The organism is Zhouia spongiae (assembly GCF_022760175.1).
GTDB lineage: Bacteria > Bacteroidota > Bacteroidia > Flavobacteriales > Flavobacteriaceae > Zhouia > Zhouia spongiae.
In genome coordinates this window covers 3497963-3522771 of the sequence record NZ_CP094326.1, presented here as the reverse complement: position 1 = coordinate 3522771, position 24809 = coordinate 3497963, and the positions used below count along the sequence as shown (strand labels likewise).

At 31.9% G+C, this 24809-nt stretch carries 16 protein-coding genes and 1 other RNA gene; 5 read left to right on the top strand and 12 right to left on the bottom strand.

Annotation, left to right across the window (positions count from 1 at the left end):
- Nucleotides 1-70 precede the first annotated feature (70 nt).
- From ssrA to MQE36_RS14905, 3 genes are all read left to right on the top strand, one after another.
- Nucleotides 71-471: a transfer-messenger RNA gene (gene ssrA, locus MQE36_RS14915) on the top strand.
- A 258-nt stretch (nt 472-729) separates the two neighbouring features.
- Nucleotides 730-1950 (top strand): site-specific integrase, encoded by a 1221-nt coding sequence (locus MQE36_RS14910; RefSeq protein WP_242936771.1) that lies wholly within the window; start codon nt 730-732, stop codon nt 1948-1950.
- A gap of 70 nt (nt 1951-2020) precedes the next feature.
- Nucleotides 2021-2197 (top strand): histone H1, encoded by a 177-nt coding sequence (locus MQE36_RS14905; RefSeq protein WP_242936770.1) that lies wholly within the window; start codon nt 2021-2023, stop codon nt 2195-2197.
- Between the two features lie 246 nt (nt 2198-2443).
- Here the strand turns inward: MQE36_RS14905 and MQE36_RS14900 are convergent, their stop codons facing one another.
- The 12 genes from MQE36_RS14900 to MQE36_RS14845 all read right to left on the bottom strand — a co-directional run bounded on the left by MQE36_RS14900 (nt 2444) and on the right by MQE36_RS14845 (nt 18896).
- Complete coding sequence (locus MQE36_RS14900) at nt 2444-6130, bottom strand: YobI family P-loop NTPase (protein WP_242936769.1); 3687 nt, start codon at nt 6128-6130, stop codon at nt 2444-2446.
- 822 nt (nt 6131-6952) lie between these two features.
- Nucleotides 6953-7864 carry a hypothetical protein gene (locus MQE36_RS14895; protein ID WP_242936768.1) on the bottom strand — a complete coding sequence of 304 codons (912 nt, stop codon included), beginning with the start codon at nt 7862-7864 and terminating at the stop codon, nt 6953-6955.
- 254 nt (nt 7865-8118) lie between these two features.
- Entirely contained in the window at nt 8119-9723 is a 1605-nt protein-coding gene (locus tag MQE36_RS14890; protein ID WP_242936767.1) for a hypothetical protein, read from the bottom strand.
- A complete protein-coding gene (locus tag MQE36_RS14885; protein WP_242936766.1) occupies nt 9720-10742 on the bottom strand; it encodes a hypothetical protein in 1023 nt (340 codons plus the stop codon). Before MQE36_RS14885 ends, MQE36_RS14890 begins: the two co-directional genes overlap by 4 nt.
- 522 nt (nt 10743-11264) lie before the next feature.
- A complete protein-coding gene (locus MQE36_RS14880; protein WP_242936765.1) occupies nt 11265-11762 on the bottom strand; it encodes a hypothetical protein in 498 nt (165 codons plus the stop codon).
- 156 nt (nt 11763-11918) lie between these two features.
- On the bottom strand, nt 11919-12938 hold the full coding sequence (locus tag MQE36_RS14875; RefSeq protein WP_242936764.1) for a reverse transcriptase domain-containing protein: 1020 nt from the start codon (nt 12936-12938) through the stop codon (nt 11919-11921).
- Between the two features lie 164 nt (nt 12939-13102).
- Entirely contained in the window at nt 13103-13417 is a 315-nt protein-coding gene (locus MQE36_RS14870; protein ID WP_242936763.1) for a hypothetical protein, read from the bottom strand.
- Nucleotides 13414-14268: a phosphoribosyltransferase-like protein gene (locus MQE36_RS14865; RefSeq protein WP_242936762.1), complete on the bottom strand. Its 855-nt coding sequence runs from the start codon at nt 14266-14268 to the stop codon at nt 13414-13416. The genes MQE36_RS14870 and MQE36_RS14865 overlap by 4 nt, the downstream gene beginning before the upstream one ends.
- A 348-nt stretch (nt 14269-14616) precedes the next feature.
- A complete protein-coding gene (locus tag MQE36_RS14860) occupies nt 14617-15462 on the bottom strand; it encodes a macro domain-containing protein (protein ID WP_242936761.1) in 846 nt (281 codons plus the stop codon).
- Between the two features lie 9 nt (nt 15463-15471).
- Nucleotides 15472-16041: a TIR domain-containing protein gene (locus MQE36_RS14855; RefSeq protein WP_242936760.1), complete on the bottom strand. Its 570-nt coding sequence runs from the start codon at nt 16039-16041 to the stop codon at nt 15472-15474.
- Nucleotides 16042-16361: 320 nt separating this feature from the next.
- Nucleotides 16362-17981 carry a hypothetical protein gene (locus tag MQE36_RS14850; protein WP_242936759.1) on the bottom strand — a complete coding sequence of 540 codons (1620 nt, stop codon included), beginning with the start codon at nt 17979-17981 and terminating at the stop codon, nt 16362-16364.
- A gap of 453 nt (nt 17982-18434) precedes the next feature.
- Nucleotides 18435-18896, bottom strand: coding sequence for a helix-turn-helix domain-containing protein (locus MQE36_RS14845; RefSeq protein ID WP_242936758.1), 462 nt, complete (start codon nt 18894-18896; stop codon nt 18435-18437).
- Nucleotides 18897-20361: 1465 nt separating this feature from the next.
- On the opposite strand from MQE36_RS14845, the gene MQE36_RS14840 reads away from it, so the two are divergent.
- Together MQE36_RS14840 and MQE36_RS14835 are read left to right on the top strand one after the other, a co-directional pair.
- Nucleotides 20362-23352, top strand: coding sequence for a SusC/RagA family TonB-linked outer membrane protein (locus MQE36_RS14840; RefSeq protein WP_242936757.1), 2991 nt, complete (start codon nt 20362-20364; stop codon nt 23350-23352).
- A gap of 24 nt (nt 23353-23376) precedes the next feature.
- Complete coding sequence (locus tag MQE36_RS14835; protein WP_242936756.1) at nt 23377-24795, top strand: RagB/SusD family nutrient uptake outer membrane protein; 1419 nt, start codon at nt 23377-23379, stop codon at nt 24793-24795.
- Nucleotides 24796-24809 lie beyond the last annotated feature (14 nt).

The window sequence follows — 24809 nt, the reverse complement described above, 5'->3', positions numbered from 1 at the left end:
TTGAATCCTCCAACGGTATGCAATGTGTACCGTAACGCTAAAGTACTAAAAATAGTTCTTTGAAAGTCCTGGGGTCGACTGGTTTTGACAGCGAGTCGAATTGAAATGTAAGCATGCCGAGCTATAGTGCTAATGCTCGTTAATATCTGTGCTACACTTTTTAAATGGCGAGAATAACTACGCTCTTGCTGCCTAATCTGAATTTATAGTAAGATTTTCGGCCACGTCCCTGCAAGGCGGGGAGGCGAGATGTCTCTGAATAGCCCTTGTTGACGGCGATTCATATAGAGACACCATAAAAGTCAACATAGAAACTGTGTAGCTTTGGCACAGTTTTAAATTTTAAGAAGCTAAGCGTAAGGTAGGCGGTTTTCGGTCAGCTTTGCGTCGACAACCAAACGAAAACTAAGCATGTAGAAAGCATTTGAATTGCTTGTTTGGACGGGAGTTCGAATCTCCCCGACTCCACAATTTTTATATCTAAATTTTATCAAATCCCTGTAAACCTCAGTGTTTATGGGGATTTTCATTTTATTCCATTTCATTTAATACCATATAAATGCATATAAAAGGTGAGTAATTCGGGGTCTGTGATTTTTACTGATTTCAACTGACACCGAATAGCCTCAAAACCCCTGTAAACAGGGCGATTCAGATTTTTAACTGTTTTTTTATTGCCAATTTATTATATACCTTTTCACTCAGTTAGTGTTAAAAAAGGTATGAATTATGGCGAATACATTTTCACTTTTATTCTATTTAAAACGAAGCAAAGCAGATATTAATGGTGAGGCTAATATCTATTTAAGAATCACTATGGATGGACAACGTGCAGAGATGAGTCTACATAGAAAAGTAATGATGAATCGATGGGATCAGCATATTGGCAAAATGATAGGAAGAAATACAATGGCCAGAGAAATTAATGAATACATTGATCTAGTTACTTACAAAATAAATAAACTGTATCAGAACTTTATTGACCAGGGAAAGTATATTTCCCCAAGAGAACTAATCAAAGCTTATAGAAGTTTTAATGTTAAACCAAAAATGCTACTGGAAATCTTTAGAGATCATAACAAGAAGATGGAGGCACTGATGGGGAAACAGTATTCTGAAGGTACAGTGAAGCGATATAGGACTACTTTAAATCATTTAGAGCAACATTTAAAAGAGGATCTTTTAATAGATGACATCGCCGTTACTGAGGTAGATTTACAGTTTTTAAATAGGTTTGATTACTTTTTGAAATCAATAAGAGGATGTAATCATAATTCTTCGATGAAGTATTTGAATAATTTAAAAAAGATTATGCGCATTGCCTATGTGAATGAATGGATATTAAAAGATCCATTCTATAATTTCAAAATTAGCTTTAAATGGAAAGAACGAGAGTATTTAACGGAGCATGAGATTGAAACATTATTAAATAAAGATCTACATAACCAACGTTTAGAATTAGTTCGGGATATCTTTGTTTTTTGCTGTTTTACAGGTCTTGCATATGCCGATGTAAAGAAACTGACACCACGTCATGTAGTTAAAGGAATAGATGGTGGAAAATGGATTAGGGTTCATAGAACGAAAACGAATTCCAGGAGTAGCATTCCCATACTACCTACAGCAATGAGTATTATTAAAAAATATGAGGCCTATCCAGAGGTGGTTAATGAAGGATGTCTTTTACCTGTTCCCAGCAATCAGAAATCGAATGCTTATTTGAAAGAAATAGCAGATTTATGTGGGATAAATAAAAACTTAACAACACATTTGGCAAGGCATACATTTGCCACAACTGTTACTTTATCTAATGGAGTTCCAATTGAGTCGGTCAGTAAAATGTTAGGACATAAAGATTTACGGACCACTCAAATTTATGCTAAAGTAATCGATAAGAAAGTAGGGGAGGACATGAAGGTATTACGAGAAAGAATTAAATCAAACATTTAGGGCTATTGATATACAATTTCACCGATATAATCGTTAGGGTAGGGTATTTCGAAATTATAAATTAAATCTTATGAAAGAACTGTTAGAAACAATTGAAACAGAATTAGCAAACTTTAAACAAGATGCCACCGAGCAACTTGAAAAAGGTAATAAAGCGGCAGGAACCCGTGCCCGAAAATCATCCATGGAACTTGGTAAGCTTTTTAAAGAGTTTAGAAAAGTATCTTTGGAAGCGTCAAAGAAATAAGTTTGGGAAATAGAAGGGACAGGCGTAAAATTTGTCCCTTGTTCTTTTCCAGCTTGTTGGGTTAATTATTTTTAATTTAAAACGGTCTCATTTATAGGGAAGGCTACAAATTGGGTAAGGCTACAATATAAACTCAAGAAATAAGATTAATCCCCATAGTAGGCAAACCGGCAAAATTCGGTTCAGTCAACAAGGCATTCATGTTTGGCCGTACCGACCACAAGAACGCTTAGTTATTAGGCACAGCTATTTTCTTTTATGATTAACCCTTAAACCAAATAATCCATCTGAAAAACTTGAAATATAACCTTTTCGTTTCAAATTAGTTAATAGTTCTCGGTTGTCTGGATTGTCTTGAATTTTTGCCCTTCTATTTTTGTATGTGATTTTCGCATAAATGTTATCTAAGTTGTTTAAGAATTTTTCAATGAAAGTTTCGTCAACTCTGAAAAGATTCTTATTAAATAATTTAATTCTATTTACAATTGATACACTTTTGTCTAAAATTAAATCTTTTAACAGCAACTCATTTATACGAAATGAACTATCATTTAATATAACTTGACTTATTAATTTCAAATTCTCGGAGTTTGATGCAATAGTATCATTAGAACAAGATTCTAAAAACTTAAGTTTTTCTATATTGTTTAATATGGTTGATTTTAAAATTAATTCTACATCATTTGCATCTAAAATGAGATCCTCAATTTTTTCAATAAATTTAGCTTTGTGCTTTTCTAATAATTCAATATTTAACTTTTCATAGTTTTCCTTTAAGTTTTCAAAACTTTTAATTGTTGGACTAATTACTAAATTCTTTATTAATGAATGAACTTTTTCTTCATCAAGATTAGCTATGTCTAAGTCGCTATACCACCAAGGAATTGAATTTGTAACCAAATCAAAGGATTTATTTTCAATTTCGTTTGATTGCATCAAAAGTTTACAGAATTCATAATATATTTTTTCACCATTAACTTTCGTTGGCATTTTTACTTTTGCTAATTTGTTAGCATTTTCAATATTATTAATAAAGTCAATAGTTGGGGATAATATTTTATCTTCAGACTTCTTGAAAAAGAACAATAAGTTTTCCCATTTAGGTTCTATCTTATTATTTTCGATAGTATATGGCAACAAATTTGGATCCTCAATAATTGAAATATCAGATATTTTTGTAGCTACTTTTTTAATGACTTCTTTTTTTAGTTTTAAACTTAAATTAGAGTGATTTAATAGTTCTAAATACGATTTTTGCTCCTCATTAATATTCGTATCAAGCTTTAAGTAAATAGTTTTTATGTAGTCATTTATGTAAGCTTCTATGTAATTAATAAGACTATCAGCTTTTGAGTTTTTAATAGAAGAATAATTAGAATTATCAAAGCTTACTTGTTCAAATTCACCATATTTCTTTATAATTTCACTAACCATTTTTTCGTTAATCTCATAATGATTATTCTCGTAAATAAACTCTAAAATATTTTGTGGGGAATTCTCAAAGTCTAAATCAGTAAATTTTAGTTCTAAATCAGAGATGATGTTTATTAGTTTATCATTGTTAGAAGTGATATTTAAAATTTCAGGATCTTTTGTTAGATAATTTTTGATATTAGATTGTTTTTCTATTTTAATGATAGTGTCAATATCTGCATATTCTATGATGTATTTTAATATTTTATTTAATTGTTCGTCTGAATACGTAACATCATTTAGATAATATCCCCAAATACCAATCCAATATTCGCATAGCTTTTTAACAAATAGATTTAAATTTTCTGTTACCTCAATAAAGTCATTTATAAATAGAGTAGAAGTAGAAGATTCATCCTTTAACTTGGTGAAAATATATTTTAAAGGAATCTTATTAGTTCTATGATTTTTAAGTAAGAAATCTAATAAATCATAATTCAAGATAAATTCAGAGTTAAAATCAATTGGATTTATTTTTGAAATTACTTTATCAATTTTTGAAAGTTTATAGTCAAACTCTAGTTTTTGTCTATTTCTTATACTGATAACAAATTTATGGTCACTTCTGGTTATACTACCTTCGTGAAACAGAGAAATGTAATCAATGTAATCTTCTGATATATAGCCATTTCTAATTAAAGTTGTGATGAAATTTTTATCTAAATCTTCACTTATATTTAAATCAATTTCTTTATTTGATTGTAATAATTCAGAGATTTTTAAATTTCTAGTTTTAATTTTTTGGGTCTCTAGTTCTTGTATTTCTTTTCTTATAGAATTTGATTTATTTGATTTAATATCAATAATTTCTTGTTCTTTTATATCATATGATTTTTCAGTGCTTACTAATGTTTCAATTTCAGAAAAAGAAGTGCTTACCTTTTTTTCTTGATAAGTAAGTCTGTTATTATAATAATTATTAACGGGAGTTCGATAGGAAATTTTATTTTCCTTTAAATATTCAAAGTTTTCATCTTTTAATAAATCATCAATAGTAATAGTTTCGTTATTGATGATAAAAGAATTAAAATCATCTAATGTTTCGATTGCTCGAATTATATATAATTGGCGAAGTTCTTTAATACTTTTTATATTTATTAATTCTAGGTTTTTAATCTCTTTTTTCAAAATAGAAATTTTTTCTTCAATTCGATTTACCTCTTGATTTACATATTTTGATTTGGCGTTTAGAATGTTAAATAAATGACCTTCATTTTTACTTAAAGAAACAAAATCATTCGGGTATTTATTTTTATAAGAAATAATAGCGAATAATTTATCTTGATTTAAAGGTGTTTCACCTTGTTTTTTTTTGTACAAATAGAATTCATTAGTGATATTATGAAGTAATCTCATATCATCAATAAAAAAGGATATATCGTCAATAAAAGTTTCTGTTAAATTATAATTATATTTTTCCTTTTTATGTAGTAAAATTTCACTCGAATTCGATGAATTAATTACGGGAATTACAGGAATAATAAAATCAAAAAACTTAATTCTCTCATTGTCTGAAAACATATCGTCTCTTACGGCATAAATGAATGTGATATTTTTTTTTTTGGTTTTTTCAGAGTTGTTTAATAGAAGATTAATTTCCCTAAGCTTTGTGAAAATTTCGGTTTCTTCAAAGCGGTCAAGGTCTTCAATGATTACAACATTATAGGGTCTAATTGTAAAAAAATAAAGAATTTCATCTAAGTGATGGTTCAATATAGACTTATTAATACTTTCTCCAATTCCTATTTCAGCATTTTGAAACTTAAGCTTATTAATTGTTATCGAACTAATAATTCTAATTGATTTATATACGATAAAGAATATGCCAATTAAAATTATTGATATACTACCATAATGTATTGTGTCACAAGTAAAATCACTTAGAAGATTATCTTTAAAAACACTTTGGATGAGATAAGGGTAAAAATAATTTAGTAAGGCTATTATAAATATTAAAATACCAAGGGAGGTTAAAAACAATTTTTTAGTACCATAACTTTTAATCTTTTTAAATCTTGAATCAGGAATATTTTTATCTTCCTCGTGATAAAAAATTTGTTGTAAAATACTTGTTTCTATAAGCCGTAAAAGTTCTTCTTTATCCTTTTCAATAGGATTACCTTGTTCATCAAACTTTGGTTTTTCCTCTTTAAATGTTGCTAAAGAAATATTTAGAAATTTTAATTCAGTTCCCTTATAGTATTTTTGAAAAGTTTTCAGAATTGTACTTTTACCTGAGCCATAAGGACCAGTGAGTGCAATGTTTTTTATATCCTCATTTTCACGATTTTCAAGAGCCCATTGTAGAGCTTTTGAGTAATGACCTTCTTTGTCACCGTTAGAAATAGGAGAAAGAGATGAATAATCTAACTTTTCAATTTCTTTTTCGGAAAATTTAAAATGTAATTTTTCAAGTGTTTTTGAAGCAATTAATAAGAAATCAAGTAGTTTTTTTTTCATAGATAGATTTTTCTCATAATTGTGCCTAACGGCCATGGCTATGGAAAGTGGGGGGTGAAACCGAATCTTTGCCCGCTAGACCAAATGTTGTTTAGTTGTAATATCTTCATTATTAAGTAGTCAGCCCGCATTTGTTATAGCCGATGTGTGTGCCCAGCATGGGCATCTTTATTATATCGAAGATATAATATTAATCTGGAGGGTGCAAGTCCCTTATGGGCAGGGGTAGCGCCATGAACCATTAGCAAGTCGCAAGGTAGCTAGTTGTGAAGCTAGGACTGAAGGTTATGGCGATTGATTAATGAGCAATATTCAGCAAATTTCGGTACTGAGGAACACGAACCAAATACCGTGGCTATGAGGTCGGAGCGTTAAGAAAATGTCTGGTAGAAATTTTTAGCAAACGATCCACGTGGCGTGTGGACAACACGAGTTGGCATGTCGGAGAAGTCAAAGTACTCGTAGTAAATGAGGTGTAATATTTTACACAGGTCTCACAAACGAGGAAGGACCTAACAATAACCTCTTTGAAATATACTTAGGAGCTGAGCTTGTGAATGGGTGTCCGAATCCCAGTTAAGTTTGGTAGTCTAAGAATAAATTAGAAGGTAGTTCAATTTGGTGTAAAGAGCGAGTTGAAAGATGGTTATTGAACCGCTGTATACCCAACCCGCTTGGTTTATCCTAAGCGCCAGCCGAAGGCTACGGTTGTGTACTCAGGGTACAATTAATTGTTTATAAAAGGACTTCGTGAATATAAATATTTGAGAGGTGCACCGTGGACTTATTACTCATGGCCGTCAACTTGATTGTGGGTAGTTTTTAATTCATAATTTGCCAAACGATTCCAACTATTGTTGCTATTCCAACAATTAAAGCTATTATAACGTTTGCCTTTGACCAATTCGATTCTTTTTGTTCTTTTCCGTTATTGAGAGTTTGCTTTCCAGTTTTCGACTTTTTGTTAATTATCATATTTCCATTATTGATAATTGACTCTTTTGCACCATTTTTTACATTCACACCTTGTTCTTTTAAATAATCCATAAAGTAATTGCCTTTCTTTTCGAACCAATTTAGAAATTCTGGAATATTGTTTTGGTTGAAATCTGGAACAACTTGAATATCACCATCTTCAATTAGGAAGTCTCCATCTTTAAATTGTAAATCAAAATTTTGAGTCTCTTTAAACCAGCTTTTAAAATATTTTCTTACAGATGACTTATCTAAATTGATAAGTCTTTTTTCGATTATCATATCAAGAAAAAAATCCGCTTCTTCAGCTCTTTTTTCAAGTCGCTTGTCCAAATATTTGTTCCATTCATTTACATCAAATAATGGGTTTCTTTTCATTTCATTTTCTTCGTCAACAAGAAGTCTGACTTCGTTAATAATGGATTTTATTAAACTTTTTAAGTCAAACATTCCCTTTTTCCACGCTGATTTGGTGTGTTCTCTATCAGTCGTAACTATTTTCATTCCACCAATCTTTGTGTCAAAATCTATTTCATTCCAAGGTTGTATGTAATCTTGTCTACCTGGAAATTTGACATTGATAAAAGCCGCAACTTCTTCTAAAATATCATCTAATTTCTGATAAGTGTCGAGAAGTAAATCTTTATCCTTTTGGTTTAATTCATAACCTAAAGGTGCTGCTCTCAAATGCAGAACATCAGGAAGTTTTTCAGTCCTTTCTAATAATGATTTTAATATGTTTAAATCTTTCTCGGTCATTCAGTTAAATTACCCACAAGGGCAGTCTGTCTCAAAACTACCTATTAGATTTTAAAAATAGTTGGATTTGGTATGTAAAACAAATTAACTTCATATTAGTTGTTTTCTACAGACAAGGAAGCTTTATTCTACGTTTAACATGACAATAATTGTCATTTTAAGCAACCTAACAAGTCTCTCAGTCCAGCCCCCAAGTTACACATCCTTTTTATAGAATTAATGGCTTTCGTAACAATTACCATTGTTGGTGTTAGTTATTCTTTCACACCAAACTTTTCAAGTATCTCTGAAAATGAATTTACATAACTACTTTGAAGAATTTGACTGTCTGTAAAACTTGAATAATCAATAACATTTACATTTTCTAACTTTAAGTATTTATCCGAGTCATATTCTTCATCTTTTAAAGTAGATGTTAATATGACTTGGTTGTCTAATTTTTCATATTCTTCAATCATAATATTTTCTTTGTTAGAAGACAATTCGCCTTCTCTAAAAGAATCTATGATGATAGGCAATTTAGTTGTTAAAATTTTGTTTAGAGCCATAAGCTTACAGAAATAGTATTCTTGTTCTTCACTACCAGAATATGTTTGACCTGATTTTGTGAATATATCTTCAAATACTAATAATCCCTCTTTGTCAATTATTCTGTAATAACGTTTCATTTCAGAAATAATATTTTCTATAATTAGCTTTTGTAAATCTTTATTCGTTACAATTTTACTTTCGTTGTTATTGATTTTTCGTTGAACTTCATCAAGCTGTTCTTGAAGTTCTAGCACAATTTTGTCTATATCTTTAGAATCTATTATCTCATCTTCAAATAAGATGTAATTTTTAGCGTCTGGTGTTGAAGTCTCTAATAATTTTTGAATTTGAGTTTGTTCTTTTTTAATTTCATTATTGAATTCATCAACAATTTCTTTTTTCATAGAAATGCTTTCTTGAATTGATTTTAATATGTTTTTACGGACATAACTATTACTAACTTCAAATTCAAACTCTTGGTTTGCAAAAATAATTTTGCTACTACCGCAATCAGAACATTTAACTTTACCCTCATTTAAATTTCTATTTAGAGAGTTTAATTCAATTATTAAATTTTCTAGTTTAATTTTTCTGTTTTCTTCTCTATTTCTTTGTTTTCGTATATCTGCAATTCTTTTATGTAATTCATTAAGTTGTTTTGAAGTGTTTTTAAAATCAATATTATTTGCAGAAGAACTAATGAATCGAGCTATTTCAGGATTCTTTTTTAGAACTGAAATTTTTCTTTTTTCAGTTTTAATTTTTAAATCCAATGATTTTTTTTGCTCTTTAAGTTCTTCAATATCATATCTACTAGTACTAGATATTAGAACATCTTGCATTGCAAAAATCATATTCTTAAAATCCTGCTTATTATTTCGTCCTTTTACGATTAAATTTGAGGAATTTCTTTTGTCTTGCCCAAGAAAAAATAATTCATAGAATAAAGTCAAATCTACAGGTTTTAACTCACCTTCTTTTTCAATCCTTGGAAGTTCATATATGTGTTTATCGAAATAATATTTAAACTCACTTATGCTGTTAAATACATTAATATCATCATTTTCTAATAAGATAATAGAATTCCCTTTTCTAAGAAATTCGTAATTTTTTTCATTAATTAGAATGTTCGAATAGAAAAAATATTTTTTATAGTTAAAACCACTTGGGAAAATTGAATCATAGCCCATTGAGTGCATTAACCCTTGAATTACTAAAGTCTTCCCTCTATTATTATATTTGCTAAAAATAATATTGGTGGCATCTTTAAACCTACTTTCTATATATGCTTCTTGATTATTTCCAAAAGCTGTTTTTTTTATAATCATTGTTTTCCGTCAATTGTAATAGCAATTAAATACTTTATAGTTATTGGTGTTAAATAGGATATTTTAAATTTATATTCAGTAAATAAATTGTTGAATATCATTTCCACGTCTGTTAAATCGTTAGATTCTAAATATTCAATTATTATTTCGCATATTTTCCAAAATTCGCGATTGCTGTTTTTATTAAAAAAAGCTCTTGATAGGTTTGAATTGCATTCTTGAATTGTATCTTTTTTATCCTCAAAATCTAAAATATCTATAATAGGTAAGAAGTGTAATGGAATGCCTTTATAATCAAATACTTCACATCCAATTATACGACTAATAATTAAGACTTCTATGTCTTTAGTATATAAGTGTCTATTGAATCTTAAGACATCTTTTATTTGGCTAATTATTGAATTTTCAATTTGAGAATTCTTTTTTGCAGATTGAATATCCCGTAAATCTTGAAATACACTTTGATAAAAGGCGTCTGATTTTATTTCTGACTTTTTAAATTTTGTAATGGTTTTAATGTATTCGTTATCTAGATCTGTGTCTTCGACAATATTTACTTTCTTTAAAAAATCTTCTTGCTCAATACTATAATCTTTTGTTTCACCTTTTACTCTAATTACTTCTTCTTTAAGACCGTTTTTTATTCTGATTAAAGTTTTATCTACAATGTTTTCAATTCCATAAATATTTAATTTTTTATCAACTTTGTATTCTGGTTTTAATACTGGACAAAAGAAAATAAACTCTGTAAAATCGAATGGTGAAGTATGATTATCAAAAAGAGTGAAAAAGTATTTTCCAATTTTTTTGGGGCTTAGACTTTTCTCATTTTTTGATTGAATATCCCAAATTCTATCCGAATTTTTATTAATTCCACTAACGTCATTAAAACAGTCAAACGCAATATATTCAACTTCTTTACTATCTTTCCGTCTTCCAATTAGATATAATAGAGATTTTGTTTCAAAGTCAGTAGCCTTCTTGTTATTTATTTCTGTATTTTTGAAGGTGTAGTTCATTAACTTAGTTTTTCCGTGCTGTTTGTTTTAATTACCGACTACGTCTGTAAAACGCGTTTTGCGTTTATATATCATTATCAGGCTTATTTCATTTGGTTGTACAAATATAAAAGAATATTTTCTCCATTTTCCTTGGGGCTTTTTCCCCATTACGCAAAGAAACCATAAAACGATCAAGCCTCATTACGCAAACTCTCAATCTTAAGTTACAGCAAAATAAACCACTTAAAAGAACTTATTTATATCCTGTTTTTATACCATCATTGGATTGTGCAAAAGTTACCGATGTCGACATTAGTTTTTTTCATATGTTTTTCTTGTTAAGAAATATGAATCATTATTATTAAATATAGCAAAGATTACAGTAAACCAAGGGATGTCTGGATTTCCTAATTCCATTACTGTATACTGTAAATTCCTTAAGAGTTCAGTCCAATATCGGACGATTTGTAAAATGTATAGCTGTCTATATTTTGATATTGCTACGGTCATACTGTAGCCTTACCCAATTTGTAGCCTTCCCTAAAAATAAGACAGTTTAAAAGGTCCAAATTCAATTACACATTCTTCTCTATTTTCAGATAATTCGATATATACTCCAAATTTATATGACAACTGTTCAATGTATTCATTAATCTTAATATAATCGAAATCCCGTTTGGAATTTTTCCATTGCATTTTAAGTTCTATTTCTAATAAATTATTATCGGTGTCTCTTTTGTGAACAATTATATCTGGGTATACATTGCTAAGTTTTTTGCCATATTTTTCAAAATCTAAATTTTTACCAATTAAATTCCCAATTATATCTTCACCATATTTATTTCTCATTCTGTTGTATTCAACATCCACAACATAGTCCGTTTTTCTAAAATGATTTTCAATATAAATAGCAAGTCGATGAGCTATAGAACGTTCATGTAAATTATAGCTTTCAAAAATAATTTGACTGTCTTTTTCAAATAATTCATCAATAGAATTGTTTAAAATTTCTTCAATATTTTCCTTGTTATAATTCATTTTTTTAGCTAGGGATAACAAAGGTTAAGCAATGTTAACTGTATTTTTATTTAATGACTGCATAACAAGAGCGGTATGAATCAAGAGGTTCACGTACGGTTCTAAGAGAGGTCTAGGGGTGAGACTCCCCTTTACCTACTCGACTGCCAGCTGGCTTTATTTCAATTCGTGCAAATGTTTTCTGTATTCTATAAACTCTTTATCTCTTGGGTTGATTTGTAGAATATAATTAATTCTACCCATAAGATGCTTTAGATAATTCGGCTTTTTTTGATTGGTCCGTTCAAGATGACTAGGAAGCCCGAATTTTTTGATATAGTACATTTCATTCCTTAATGAATTACGAATTTTTTTTGGCAACTGAGCTTTTTTGTTAACGATAATACCAGAAATCAATTGTGGCTGATTAGGTTTCATTAACTTTCTTTTTTCATCATTTAATTCCATTCCAATTTTAGATAATTCATCTTTAATCAATTTTTCAATTTCTTCGGCATTCAAATCGCCAGAAAATGCTAAATCATCTGCATAGCGTGTATATTTTATATTGTGTTCCATACAGTATTTCGAAACTGCAAAGTCGAAATCTTTTAAAATTAAATTGGAAATGTATGGGCTTGTAGGTGCACCTTGGGGTAGTTCGTCATCTCTAAAACAAAGTTTTGTGAATAAATTTGCCATTTTTTCCGAGTACCCAATTTTTTTGAAAAGTGATTCTACAGAATCAAATTGTATGGAATTAAAGAAATTTTTTATGTCTAAAGTAAGTACAAAAGGTTCATCTGTATGGTATATTGTATGTTCCTTAATACTCCTTTTAGGCACATATGCTTTGGCATATCTACTAACTTTAAGTTTATAAAGTATTTCGTCTAAAATCCATAATTGAATTTCTTTAAGACTTGGTAAAGGTTCGTGTAACTTTCTTTTCTTTCCATTACTCTTTTCGATTTCGAACTCACGATAGAAGTATTTTGGAAACTTTACTGCACGTTTTAAATAGGAAACATTATAGCCAACTAAACCACTTAAGTGATTAATATTATAAACTACAGGAAGGTTGTTCTCTAAAAGAGGACTAGCATATGACAAACACTTTTCTATATAATCGGATGAAAAGCCATTCTCAATTGCTTTTTCAGTAAATTTTTTTGCGTATAATTGTTGGTTGGTCATATTTCATTGTGGAAATTTTGTCCTTAAGAACAGGGGACTACTCAGAGCCCCCGTTCGGAATAAGAATTTTGGAAAGGGAAATATCTCCGATTTTGCCTTTTCAAAATTCGCTAGCTTGAAAGAAGGTTCACTATTTGGACAGGTGACTTCACCAGCCATTTCTTTTAAAAATCAAGCTCCGTTTGGTTAGGTAAATATATAAAATTTCTCTCGTATTTTTTTACTCTACTTTCGTTTTCTGGTTTTATCCAATTTTCTTTATTTGTTTCTTTTATTAGATGATTGTTTTTAGCTAAAACTTGTTTGCCTTTGTGGGTTAATAATATTCGCTTATTATCATATTTAATTAGTTCTACTTCAACCAGTTTATTCGTTATTTCTGTTATTTCTCTATAAGATATATCTTCTCTCAGTAGTCTTCGAATATTGCCTGAATTCTCAATCATATTGAGTATTAATGTTTCTTTTCTTTTTGTCATATCTCAAATGTTTCTTCTCTTGAAAAAGGTGCGTCAAAATATTTTTTTCCAATTCTGTGTTTCTTCCAAAATATTGGAAAAGTATTATCTGGTGTTCTGGCAAGAGTTATCAAAGCTTCGCACTCATTATAACCTAAACTAAAGTGACTACCGCCTGGAATTAACTTTTCGATTTCTAGCATTAATGCAATTTTTTCTTCACGAACAGGCGAGTCATTAAAATCGGTAAGTCCTTTTGGAGAAAAATAATCAGTATAAATAGAAATTCCCTCTTCGCTAATCAAGTCAGATGTCTCTTGTTGTATTGCTATAGTAACTATATTTAACTTGTCATTACTAATATTTTTATTTTTCCTTAATTCAGTTAAACATGCATTTAAAGTTTCACCGGAGCCTATGTAATCATCTATTAGGTAAAGTGTTTCATTATCTTTTAATTCAAATTGTGCATCGGTCAAGTATTCAAATTTTGTTATGTATCTGAATTCAACTTTAGAATGTTTTTTTAGAAATTTTTTAAACGCTTTTATTTGATACATCAAAAATGTACCACTCTTAACCTTTCCCTCATCTTCAAGTTTAATTATTGGAAATAAGTAAGCTGTTTTTATTTTTTCCACTTTTTCATTCTCAATACTTTCCAAAGTCGAGAGAATTTTTTCTTGGTATTCCAATGACGTAATCCATTGATATCTTTCAACTAGCTCAATTATTAATTCTCTTTCACTATCATTCAAGTTGTCAAGAAGGTTGCAGAAATTATCGAATACATATTCATCAATGTCTCTGTCAGTCCATTTTTTAGCTTTAAAAATTTTATTTAAATATGTGATTGATTCTACTGTCGTCATTTTTTTTCAGCTTGCTGGCAACGTTTGTATAAACGCAATTTGCGTCTATATATCTTTATAGTTTCTTGGTCTATACCCTTTGTTTATTATGAAACACTAGAATAATTCTGATATAGTAATTGCAAATAATAATCTATACATACTTCCCGAAAATAATAGAAATTTGCTAAATAAACAATGCAGTAATCCGTAATTATCTATACATAAATCCAAATTTAAGAGTAATAACGCTTATGGGTATGTGAATATCCTTGAAAGCGTAATATCAATTTAAACTGCCGTACCTACGGTTCTGAGAGAGGTCTAGGGGGTGAGACTCCCCTTTACCTACTCGACTAGGTGCTTTTTTTATTTTAATACGTGATTTAAATGGTCTTTAATATCATAAAGGTTAATTCCAAAGTTATCCGCGTCTTCAGGTCTAACTGTGATAATTAATTTTTCTGTGAACTTGTTGTTAATCGACTCTTTGACAAATGATTCTGCAATTAGTGCTATCATTTTTTTTCTTGTCATTTTGATTCTTCCCCTTCCAGTTCCAATAACTGGAACGGCAAGTTCTTGTAGTTCACCACTATTTCTAACATATTTCCATAAACCGTCTAATGCATTTTTTATATCTGTCACTGTTGAGGAAGCGTTTCCGTTTTCACCAAGAACAGCCATAGCTGTAAAATAAAATGTCTTCCCATGAGTATGTATTGGTATTGTAGTTCCCATGGGATAAGGAGCATCTACGTCAATTTCTTTCAGTTCTTCATTTATATCTTCGATAAGTTTGTTTTGATTACCGGTGAAATATTTTGCAGTAAATTGACCTTGGAGACTATTGACTGATATTTTCCCGCTAGCAACATCTGCCTCGAATACGGTATTTGAACTGATTACGGCTGCGCCACTCACATCAAATAAATCTGCAATACGAACTTCAAGGTTAAAGTCATGTCCCTTTAGTGGAATTAAAATTGACTTTATTGGCCTTTTCAGCAAAATTGAAATTAAAGTGGCAATGACAATAAAAATGAAGAAAGCATAATTGGCATATTGGTCTCTTGTGTATACGTTAAAAAAATCAAGAGATTCTATTATCAACCAAATAAAGCCATAAATAGCTAGTATTGATTTGATTCCATCAATGGAAAAAATATATCGCCAATATGCCTTGCTGAGTATTGAGTTAAAGAAGTATTTCATCTGATTTTTCTAACATGGAAAAAAATAGTCGCTTGGTTTAGTCTTTGTCGAATAGCGAAAATCTGGGTCGCTTAAAGCAGCCCGAATTAATTCTTTTTTGTACGGAATATGCAGAACTGGAACTGCGTCTTTAGAGTTCTTGAACATCGGAACCTGTCCCCACATATCGGTTATCTTTTTTTTGAGTGTTTTGGAAGTACAATTGATTAGATCACTTTTTTCTTTGTAGTCTGTATAGACCACAATCACAGGTAATGCATTGACATTTATAGCGTGATTAATTTCTTCTCTTACTGCTCTTGAATTTTTTGTGTCTTTACTCAAAAAGAAAATTAGGTTCTTAGACTTATTGATTCTATCTCTGAGTCTAGGTTTAAGTGTTTTCTCCCAATCACTGCTATCTCTAACATTATAATTCTTGTTGTGCGAGTCAATAAATGGAAATGTCGAATCTTTTCCTTTCCAAGCTCTTAGCATATTGTAATAAACAAAGTCCTTTACAGCATGAGCTGCTAGGTTTGAGTCTGACCCAATGTGTGTCACGTAAAATGCACAATAATTTCCTGTTTTATTTGCCATGTTTTATTCTTTTCTAATTGCACCTAACTTGTTATATCATTCCAAATATAACAAGTTAACAATATTATTTTCCGGATATCAGTACCTTTTGTTCCCAATTACAATTTTATGGTTCATAAATATAAATCAAAACTTTCCCAATCTCCCACGGGTAATTCCCCTCATTCCCAAAAACAAATCATTAAAACTCAAATCACCTTACGGAAAACCTCAGCTTAATTTCATCACAAAATAAAAGTCCTAAAAAAAGGCTCTTATGTGTCTTGTTTTTGTATAATACGAGGGCTGTGCAACAATGATCATTGTTAGCAACTACTTTTTCAGTTAAAATAAGGGTGTTTTATTATTAATTCATTCCCTTCCTCATCCATATGATGAACAGCAATTTCTTCATAATCTTCTGATAGAAAATTGTCTAATTGATTTAATGTAATGGCCTTGTATGATCCATTAAGCATATAAAATGTTGGTGTATTAATAAAGAATAAACCAATTACTTCGTAATTGGATATATCCAAGTCATCAATTTGATAAATGATTTTAAAATGTTCCTGAACGATTATTTTATTATTTGAAACCCAATCAATCTTTTTCTTTAATTTCGGTTCATATTTTGTGATGAAGTTTGTGTTATCCGTTCTAAAACCTACTGCTTCATATTTTGCTTTGTTGTATTTTGAATCTGCAACTATTATCTTATTACTCGAATTGTCTATTACTATAAAATCAATTTCTCCAGCAACCTTGTTATCAATGTTAATATTGTTCTCTCCAGGTCTTTTAAATGATTTGATGTTTCTTACATAGCGTAAACCTCTATTTTTTAGAATTTCCTCTACTTCGTCTTCTAAAATACTATCATGTTCATTACCTTTTTGGCTCATATATTTAAACATGTATTTATTTTGTCTCCATTCTAGTGGTATGGTATTCCAACTTATTGCATTTGTAGATAAAACATAAATACTCTCAGCAAATTTCTCCTTTCCAACTAACGCACGACTCTCTCCATCTATTTGATAAATTAGTATTGGTCGATACATATAACGTTCTGTTGAATAGGGTTTATAAATCACATCTTCTATAGGTTGCTTATTCTCTTTTGAAATCGAAAGACCATTGTAAAACTGTTTAGCAGATTCTTCACTTATGTTGAATTGATTAGATAAATTTTTTGGTAGAACGTAGGGTTCAATAGTTTGAAAAGGTGAAGAACTAAAATGTTTTTTTATTTCAAAAATCAAGCCTCCCGCATAATCATAGTCTATTTCAAAACACTCATTAATGGCTTCCATTAATTCGTGAACAGCATTCTCATCAAAAACACCATTTGCATAGTCAGTATTGAGTTTTGGAAACAGTTCATTATATGAACTCCCGTAATGTTTTTGCCAATGGATCCCTATAAATCCGTCATTGTCAAAATTTATTTTTTTAGCATTAGGAATCATTTTATGAAAAGCTATATAATCAGCAAATGTGTAGAACCAAGTTCCAAGGTAAAATAACCTCTGGATTTTATCATCCATCCTAAATACTTCTTCACTTGTTGGAAATTTCCCCCATCGTAAATCAATATCACAACCCTGTTCTAAAATTAGTTTAAGAATTCTTCTATATCTCGAAAAATCATTCTCGTCAATTTTCCCAAAGGCTAAACCACCTCTTGTTTTCACCAAGAATTCCAACGACTGTTCGTGAAGGTAAAAAACGTAATTGAAAAATGAGGTTGTTGATTCTTCAGATATCAAACTTTTGAATTCATCCACAAGAAATTGAAAGCAATCAAGGAGTATCGCTTCAACTACAAGGTGTTCAGTAAATTCGATCTTACCATATTTTTCAACAATATACTTTGAGAGATTGGTCCAGTAAATTTCTCGATAGGGTTCATATTCATAGCTTAATATCAGATTTCCGTAAATTTTTACTCTACCCATTTAAATTTTTGGTGTTGTTTTTAGGTTGTTGCTAACTCACTATATGATTACCAAAATATATTTTTATCCCTTAAAGTTGCAGGATAACAACACTTTTATAGTGGTTTACAATTTTATGATTTATAAATATAAACCAAAACCTCCCGGATCTCCATGGCATTTTTCTCCTTTCCCCGAAGAAACCAAATAAACTCCAACTCACATTACGGAAAACCTCAATCTGTTTACTAAGTAACATGTATAGTTACTTTAGGGCGGGTTAAAAACTTATTTGCACCATACTTATTATGTATATATACCGATTTTATAGTGTATTTATAGCGTGTTATTTATATGGATTATTCATTAATAATGGTAACCATGGTAATATATAAGGGAAGTAAAGGACGTAGGATATAAACAAAAAATGCCAACCGTTTAGGGTGACATGAATTGAAATGAATGTTCTTTTAACTATTTTTCTTTGTAGAAATTTCTGTTTCCTTTTTTTACAGCCTTTAAGTGTCTTCTAAGAATTGATGAAACATCTTTTGAAGCTGCATCGAAATCATATTCCTCTTTAAGCTTTATGACTACATCTTTTGTTGTTCTTAATGTTTGAAAGTAGCCATTTTCAATATATCCTTTAATTCTATATGTTAATCTAGATTTTTCTCTCCTTTGGGGAGAAAGTTTGCGTCTAGGTTTTACTTGGATATCAAAATCTAACATCTCTTTAGGATGGATGTCAATAGCTAAGCAAACTTCCACAAAATAAGAGAAATATGTTTCAGATCCATTCTCTATATTGGAAATTGTATTGTATGTAAACCCCGTCATTTCCGCTACATCTTCTATCTCTAATTCTTTAATTTTTCTTTGATCCCGGATTCGTTTACCAATGATTGACAGTATTTTTTCATTCTTATATCTCATCACTTTTCAAATTGACAAATAGATAAGACGATAAAAAATAGTTAGAAATGAAATTTTGTCGCTTAATAAATAATTGCTTATATTTGATTTTAGAAATATATTTGCGATACTTCAAATAGAAAAATATTAGAAGCTATTCGCTTAGAGTCTCTGACAGAAAACTGGTAATTTAATGTAACGGGACAATAAGTGTAAATGGCTCACGACCCGGGCGTGGGCTCACTTATCGTTACACGGTTCTTACCAGTACCGCTTGTCAGATAGGTTGAGTTTCCACGCCCTACTGTTTTTATACATTTGGTGTTTTTCAACATATCTTAGCAATGGTTTCAGTTTTCATTTAAGATTCGTGGATTATAACGTTCCTTATGGTCTAATGGCTATAGGAGAATTAAAAAAGGATAGGATGAAACACCAACCAAAACACCGCAATCAGGGTGCAATAGCTAAAGCACAGTACAACACTGCGTTTACAGCTTATTATATCTTGTTTGCCAAAAAACCAAAATGTCCCATTTAGGCCGAATTAGCCGCCTTGGCTTTTTGGTTATTTGTTACAGGAGTCACGTTAGACATATTCCTGCTTTTGCAGGAATCTTATTACAGCATTTTTAATGCTGTAACCGGTACTTAGAAATTATATATCAATTCTTTTTAGAAATGGTATATCTCCTGTAATTCTGACTACACATAATCATGGTATCCGGCCATGAGAAAAATTTAGAGATTTATTGAAGGTATTGTTCATTGTCAATTTAAACCGTCATGAACTGTTGATTGGAGTGTAATAAAAAGGTACAGTGTACCTTTTAGCGATGGAGCCAGCCGACGGAGGGACGCACAGTAGGGTTGCTTCCAGGCTTTGCTAGGACTCGAAGAGGTTTTGCAAGGTAAGTTTTAAGCCCTATGAGATTGCCACCCCTTGCCATAGCAAGGCACGCAAAGACGCCGATTTGAATTGTTTTGGGAAATTTTAAAGGAAGACTATATGGCTGTCTTTCAGAAATATTGAACGGAAGAGCGTAAGTGCGTTAGCAAGGCTAACAAAGCATGGGGCGGAGCGTTAAAAAACAGTTTAGTAAACTGTTTTAGCGAATGAGCCAGCCGGTGCGTGGAAGAGAGAATGATGCGATAGCAATTTCCTTAAGACAGTCTTGAATTTTTTGGTTCGTTTTTGTTTCAAGACAAAAATGAACAAGACATATAACATTTGAGTTAGTTGATAGGGGAGAAGCAAGACCTGTGGTCGGCTTGGGTAATAATCGTACTGCAGGTCGCTATCCTTTTTAGTAGAACCATTAAATGCACTATTGTTTATGATACAAACTAGTTATTAAAGACATAAAGAATTACCTGTTTTATACAGGTGGTAAAAAAGTAAAGGCCCTCTGGTGTAGTAAAGGGAAAAACGCAGAAGGCCTGATCTTAACAAAATCTAAGTTTCATTAAAAAACTTTTCAAAATTATGAAAAATAATACTTTGAACAAGGGACGGATACTGCTATTGCTAGCATTATTTGTAACGCTCTTGTTGCTAACATATTCCGCTTTTGGACAAACCAATAATTTATATAACCAACAACATCGGGTCAGTGGTATTGTTACCGATACTGACGGAATTCCGATTCCTGGGGTGCATGTACTTATCTCCGGTACACAAACAGGAACCTTTACAAATACTAAAGGTAGTTATACAATTAGCGCCCATCCCACCGATGTTTTAAGTTTTTCTTTTGTAGGGTTTGATACCGTTGAAGAAACAGTAGGCAACCGTATAGAGGTGAATATTACCCTTAATGCATCTGTAACAGACTTGGGAGCGGTAACCGTGAATGCCGGTTATTATACGGTTTCAGAAAAAGAACGGACAGGGAGTATTAGTAGTGTGAAAGCTGCAGATATAGAAAAACAACCGGTGAATAATGTTTTGGGAGCGCTCCAGGGGAGAATGCCGGGGGTGTATATTCAACAAAATTCAGGAGTTCCCGGAGGTGGGTTTACCGTTCGTATCCGTGGACAGAATAGTATCTCCAGTGGGAATGATCCCTTGTATATTATTGATGGAGTTCCTTTTATTTCAGAAACACTCTCTACCATTGGATTGGATATTGTTTCTGGAGCCAGTCCGCTCAGTAGTATGAATCCGTCAGACATAAAAAGCATAGAAGTATTAAAAGATGCGGATGCTACTGCAATTTATGGATCACGAGGAGCTAATGGGGTCGTATTGATTACGACCAAAAAAGGGAATGTTGGTAAAACGAAAGTCGACCTTAATATTCAATCTGGTATTGGTCGGGTAGCTAATTGGGTAGACCTTTTAAATACCACAGAGTATCTTGAAATGAGAAGGGAGGCTTTTGCTAATGATGGTGTAGAGCCAACAGAATTCAACGCCCCGGATTTGTTGGTATGGAATACTAATCGGAATATTGATTGGCAAGACAAGGTCTTTGGAAGTACCGCATATACAAACAATGCACAATTATCAGTTTCAGGGGGAAACAGGCAGACCCAATTCTCCGTTCGAGGGGGGTATTATAAGGAAACAACAGTATTCCCCGGCGATCATGACTATAACCGTTATAGTTTAAATTCGAATATCAATCATAGGTCTGATAATGAAAGATTTAAAGTCTCTTTGGCTACCATGTTTTCCGTAGAGGATAACAACTTGTTCAAATCTGATATTTCATCAGATGCGATGTTATTACCGCCAAATACTCCCGAGCTTATAGATCAAGAAGGCAACCTGGTATTTTACGAAGAGTTTACCAATCCGTTTACATATACTAAACAGCAGTTTAATGCCAATACCAAAAATTTTAATGCCAATACATTGCTTAGCTATAAGATATTGCCTGAATTGGAGGTAAAAACAAGTATAGGATATACCTCGATGTGGCGAGATGAATTACAATTGTTTCCACAAAGTTCTTTAAACCCTGTTTCCTCTGCCGTTGCTTCCACAGAGGCCGGAAAGGCAACTATGGAGAGTTGGATAGTAGAACCTCAATTGGAGTACAGCAAAGAGTTTAAAAACAGTAAATTGAAAGTGCTGCTGGGGACTACATTTCAGGAAACTACCCGGGATTTGATGGTTACAGAAGCGTCCGGCTTTAGTAGTGATGCCCTGTTGGAAAACCTTTCTGCTGCTTCTCAGGTGAATATTGTCAGGTTTGATTATTCGCAGTATAAATACAATGCTATATTTGGCAGGATTAATTACAGTATTAAAGATAGATACATAATAAACCTAACCGGTAGGAGGGATGGTAGTAGCAGGTTTGGCCCGGGAAACCAGTTTGCTAACTTTGGAGCCGCCGGGGTTGCATGGCTGTTTTCAGATGAGCCTTTTATTGAAAAAAGCCTCCCTTTTTTAAGTTTTGGGAAACTAAGAGCAAGTTATGGTATTACCGGTAATGATCGGATTGGAGACTATGAATATCTCGATACCTATTCTACAACCGATTATCCGTATCAGGGCAATGTAGGTTTGTATCCAACTCGTTTGTTTAATCCTGACTTTGCCTGGGAAAAGAATAAAAAACTGGAAGCTGCTTTACAACTGGGCTTTCTTAACGACCGGATCTTGTTGGGTACCACCTACTACAGAAATAGATCCGATAACCAGCTGGTAGGGCTCCCGCTTCCCGGAAGTACTGGGTTTACAAGTATTAGGGCTAATTTACCAGCTTTGGTAGAGAACTCTGGTTGGGAATTTGAACTCAACACCATCAATATTCAAAGAAATAACCTTAACTGGAGTACATCAGTTAACCTTTCCATTCCGGATAATAAACTGTTAGAATATCCTGATCTTGAAAGTTCTGTTTATGCCAATATTTATGAATTAAACAGGTCTTTGTCACTACAGAGAAAATTACATATCTCAGGTGTCAATCCGCAGACCGGGGCGTATGAATTTGAAGATGTTAATAACGATGGCGCAATAAGCAGTCCGGATGACTATCGTTCGATTTATGAGTTAACGCAGGAGTTTTTTGGTGGCATTCAAAATAGTTTAGCCTTTAAGAATTGGCAGGTGGACATATTCTTTCAGTTTGTAAAACAAACAGGTTTTAAATACACTCATTTTTTTGCCCCCGGATTTATGTACAATCAGCCCGCTTATGTAATGAATAGATGGCAGAATATTGGAGAACAAACCAACGTTCAAAGGTTTACCCAATCATATACAGATGCAGGAATAGCATATTACAATGCGCAACGAACCGATTATGTTTATGGAGATACCTCCTTTGTTCGGCTAAAAAATGTATCGCTATCCTATAATCTTCCATATCAGGGAAAAGCTTTCGAAAATGTAAAGATTTATATGCAAGGACAGAACCTGTTTACCATTACCGGTTATAATGGTCTGGATCCGGAAACTCAAGGGTTTTCATTGCCTCCTTTGCAGCGGTTTACAATAGGGATGCAACTTACTTTTTAAGGTCTAATAATAAAATTAAAAACAATGAAAACAATATATATACTATTGAAAAAGAAAATAATCCAGGCGATAGGAGTCTGGATTTTAATCCCGATATCTATAGGAATTATAGGTCTTTCCTGTGGATGTGAAAGTTTTGTGGAGACAGAGTCTCCGAAAAATGAACTGGTAACGGCATCGGTGTTTGAAAATGAAGCTTCGGCAGTTTCTGTAGTAACAGGTATTTATTCCAGAATGATGGGCTCTATTGGGTTTGCATCCGGACATTATCAAAGTGTTACCATTCAGGGTGGTTTATATGCGGATGAACTCGACAGATACAGAGCAACCAGCGCTTTTTATGAAAACGCTTTAACGGCAGATGAATCTGCTGTGAATTCACGTTGGTGGCAGGAACCATATCAATATATCTATACCTGTAATGTAATTTTAGAAAAGTTGAACTTATCTGAGAATATTTCTGATGTGGTGAAAAAACAACTGGAAGGAGAGGCAAAATTTATACGGGCATTTTGTTACTTCTACCTTGTAAATACCTTTGGAGACGTACCCTTGCACCTGAATTCAGATTACCTTGAAAATTCAGACAAAGAACGGTCACCAGTCAATGATGTCTATAATCAGATTACTTCTGACCTGAAAGATGCACATAACCTCCTACCTGAAGATTATATTTTATCCAATTATGAAAAGACACGTCCAAATAAATATGTGGCCTCGGCTTTACTAGCCAGGGTTTATTTGTATCTGGAAGATTGGCATCAGGCAGAAGTCTTTGCATCTGAAGTAATAAATAATACTACGCTCTATGCGTTAGAACCGGATCTTAGTAAGGTGTTTTTAAAAAACAGTCATGAAGCAATCTGGCAGCTTGCCCCGGTAAACCCTCATTTAAATACAAAAGAAGGTTTCCGGTTTATCCTTACTTCAGCACCACCAAGAACACAGGCATTAACAGAAAATTTGGTGAATGCTTTTAACGATACCGATCAGAGACTTGTAAATTGGATAAAAAGTGTAACTGATGGAGAGAACATTTGGTACTATCCATATAAATATAAAATAAGAGCTGCAGATGAAGTAACCGAATACTCTATGGTGATGCGATTGGCAGAACAATATTTAATTCGCGCGGAGGCTAGTACCCAAAATGAAGATTTTCTCGGAGCCCAGATGGACTTAAATAAAATCCGAAACAGAGCCGGATTGGACGATACCCTAGTTTCATCAAAAGAAGAACTGCTAACGGCTATATATAAAGAACGACGTCTGGAACTGTTTACCGAGTGGGCACATCGTTGGTTTGACCTTAAACGAACCGGAAGGGCCAATGTAGTATTAGGTAATGCAAAACCTAATTGGGATGATAATGATAATTTATTTCCCATACCAACCGAAGAACTTTTAAGAAACTCAAAGATGACCCAAAATCCTGGGTATTAACCAATTTTAATATT

Excerpts from the sequence above, each read along its gene's own strand:
- MQE36_RS14910 (WP_242936771.1), top strand. The coding sequence starts at position 730 with ATGGCGAATACATTTTCACTTTTATTCTATTTAAAACGAAGCAAAGCA.
- MQE36_RS14905 (WP_242936770.1), top strand. The coding sequence starts at position 2,021 with ATGAAAGAACTGTTAGAAACAATTGAAACAGAATTAGCAAACTTTAAA.
- MQE36_RS14900 (WP_242936769.1), bottom strand. The coding sequence starts at position 6,130 with ATGAAAAAAAAACTACTTGATTTCTTATTAATTGCTTCAAAAACACTT.
- MQE36_RS14895 (WP_242936768.1), bottom strand. The coding sequence starts at position 7,864 with ATGACCGAGAAAGATTTAAACATATTAAAATCATTATTAGAAAGGACT.
- MQE36_RS14890 (WP_242936767.1), bottom strand. The coding sequence starts at position 9,723 with ATGATTATAAAAAAAACAGCTTTTGGAAATAATCAAGAAGCATATATA.
- MQE36_RS14885 (WP_242936766.1), bottom strand. The coding sequence starts at position 10,742 with ATGAACTACACCTTCAAAAATACAGAAATAAATAACAAGAAGGCTACT.
- MQE36_RS14880 (WP_242936765.1), bottom strand. The coding sequence starts at position 11,762 with ATGAATTATAACAAGGAAAATATTGAAGAAATTTTAAACAATTCTATT.
- MQE36_RS14875 (WP_242936764.1), bottom strand. The coding sequence starts at position 12,938 with ATGACCAACCAACAATTATACGCAAAAAAATTTACTGAAAAAGCAATT.
- MQE36_RS14870 (WP_242936763.1), bottom strand. The coding sequence starts at position 13,417 with ATGACAAAAAGAAAAGAAACATTAATACTCAATATGATTGAGAATTCA.
- MQE36_RS14865 (WP_242936762.1), bottom strand. The coding sequence starts at position 14,268 with ATGACGACAGTAGAATCAATCACATATTTAAATAAAATTTTTAAAGCT.
- MQE36_RS14860 (WP_242936761.1), bottom strand. The coding sequence starts at position 15,462 with ATGAAATACTTCTTTAACTCAATACTCAGCAAGGCATATTGGCGATAT.
- MQE36_RS14855 (WP_242936760.1), bottom strand. The coding sequence starts at position 16,041 with ATGGCAAATAAAACAGGAAATTATTGTGCATTTTACGTGACACACATT.
- MQE36_RS14850 (WP_242936759.1), bottom strand. The coding sequence starts at position 17,981 with ATGGGTAGAGTAAAAATTTACGGAAATCTGATATTAAGCTATGAATAT.
- MQE36_RS14845 (WP_242936758.1), bottom strand. The coding sequence starts at position 18,896 with ATGAGATATAAGAATGAAAAAATACTGTCAATCATTGGTAAACGAATC.
- MQE36_RS14840 (WP_242936757.1), top strand. The coding sequence starts at position 20,362 with ATGAAAAATAATACTTTGAACAAGGGACGGATACTGCTATTGCTAGCA.
- MQE36_RS14835 (WP_242936756.1), top strand. The coding sequence starts at position 23,377 with ATGAAAACAATATATATACTATTGAAAAAGAAAATAATCCAGGCGATA.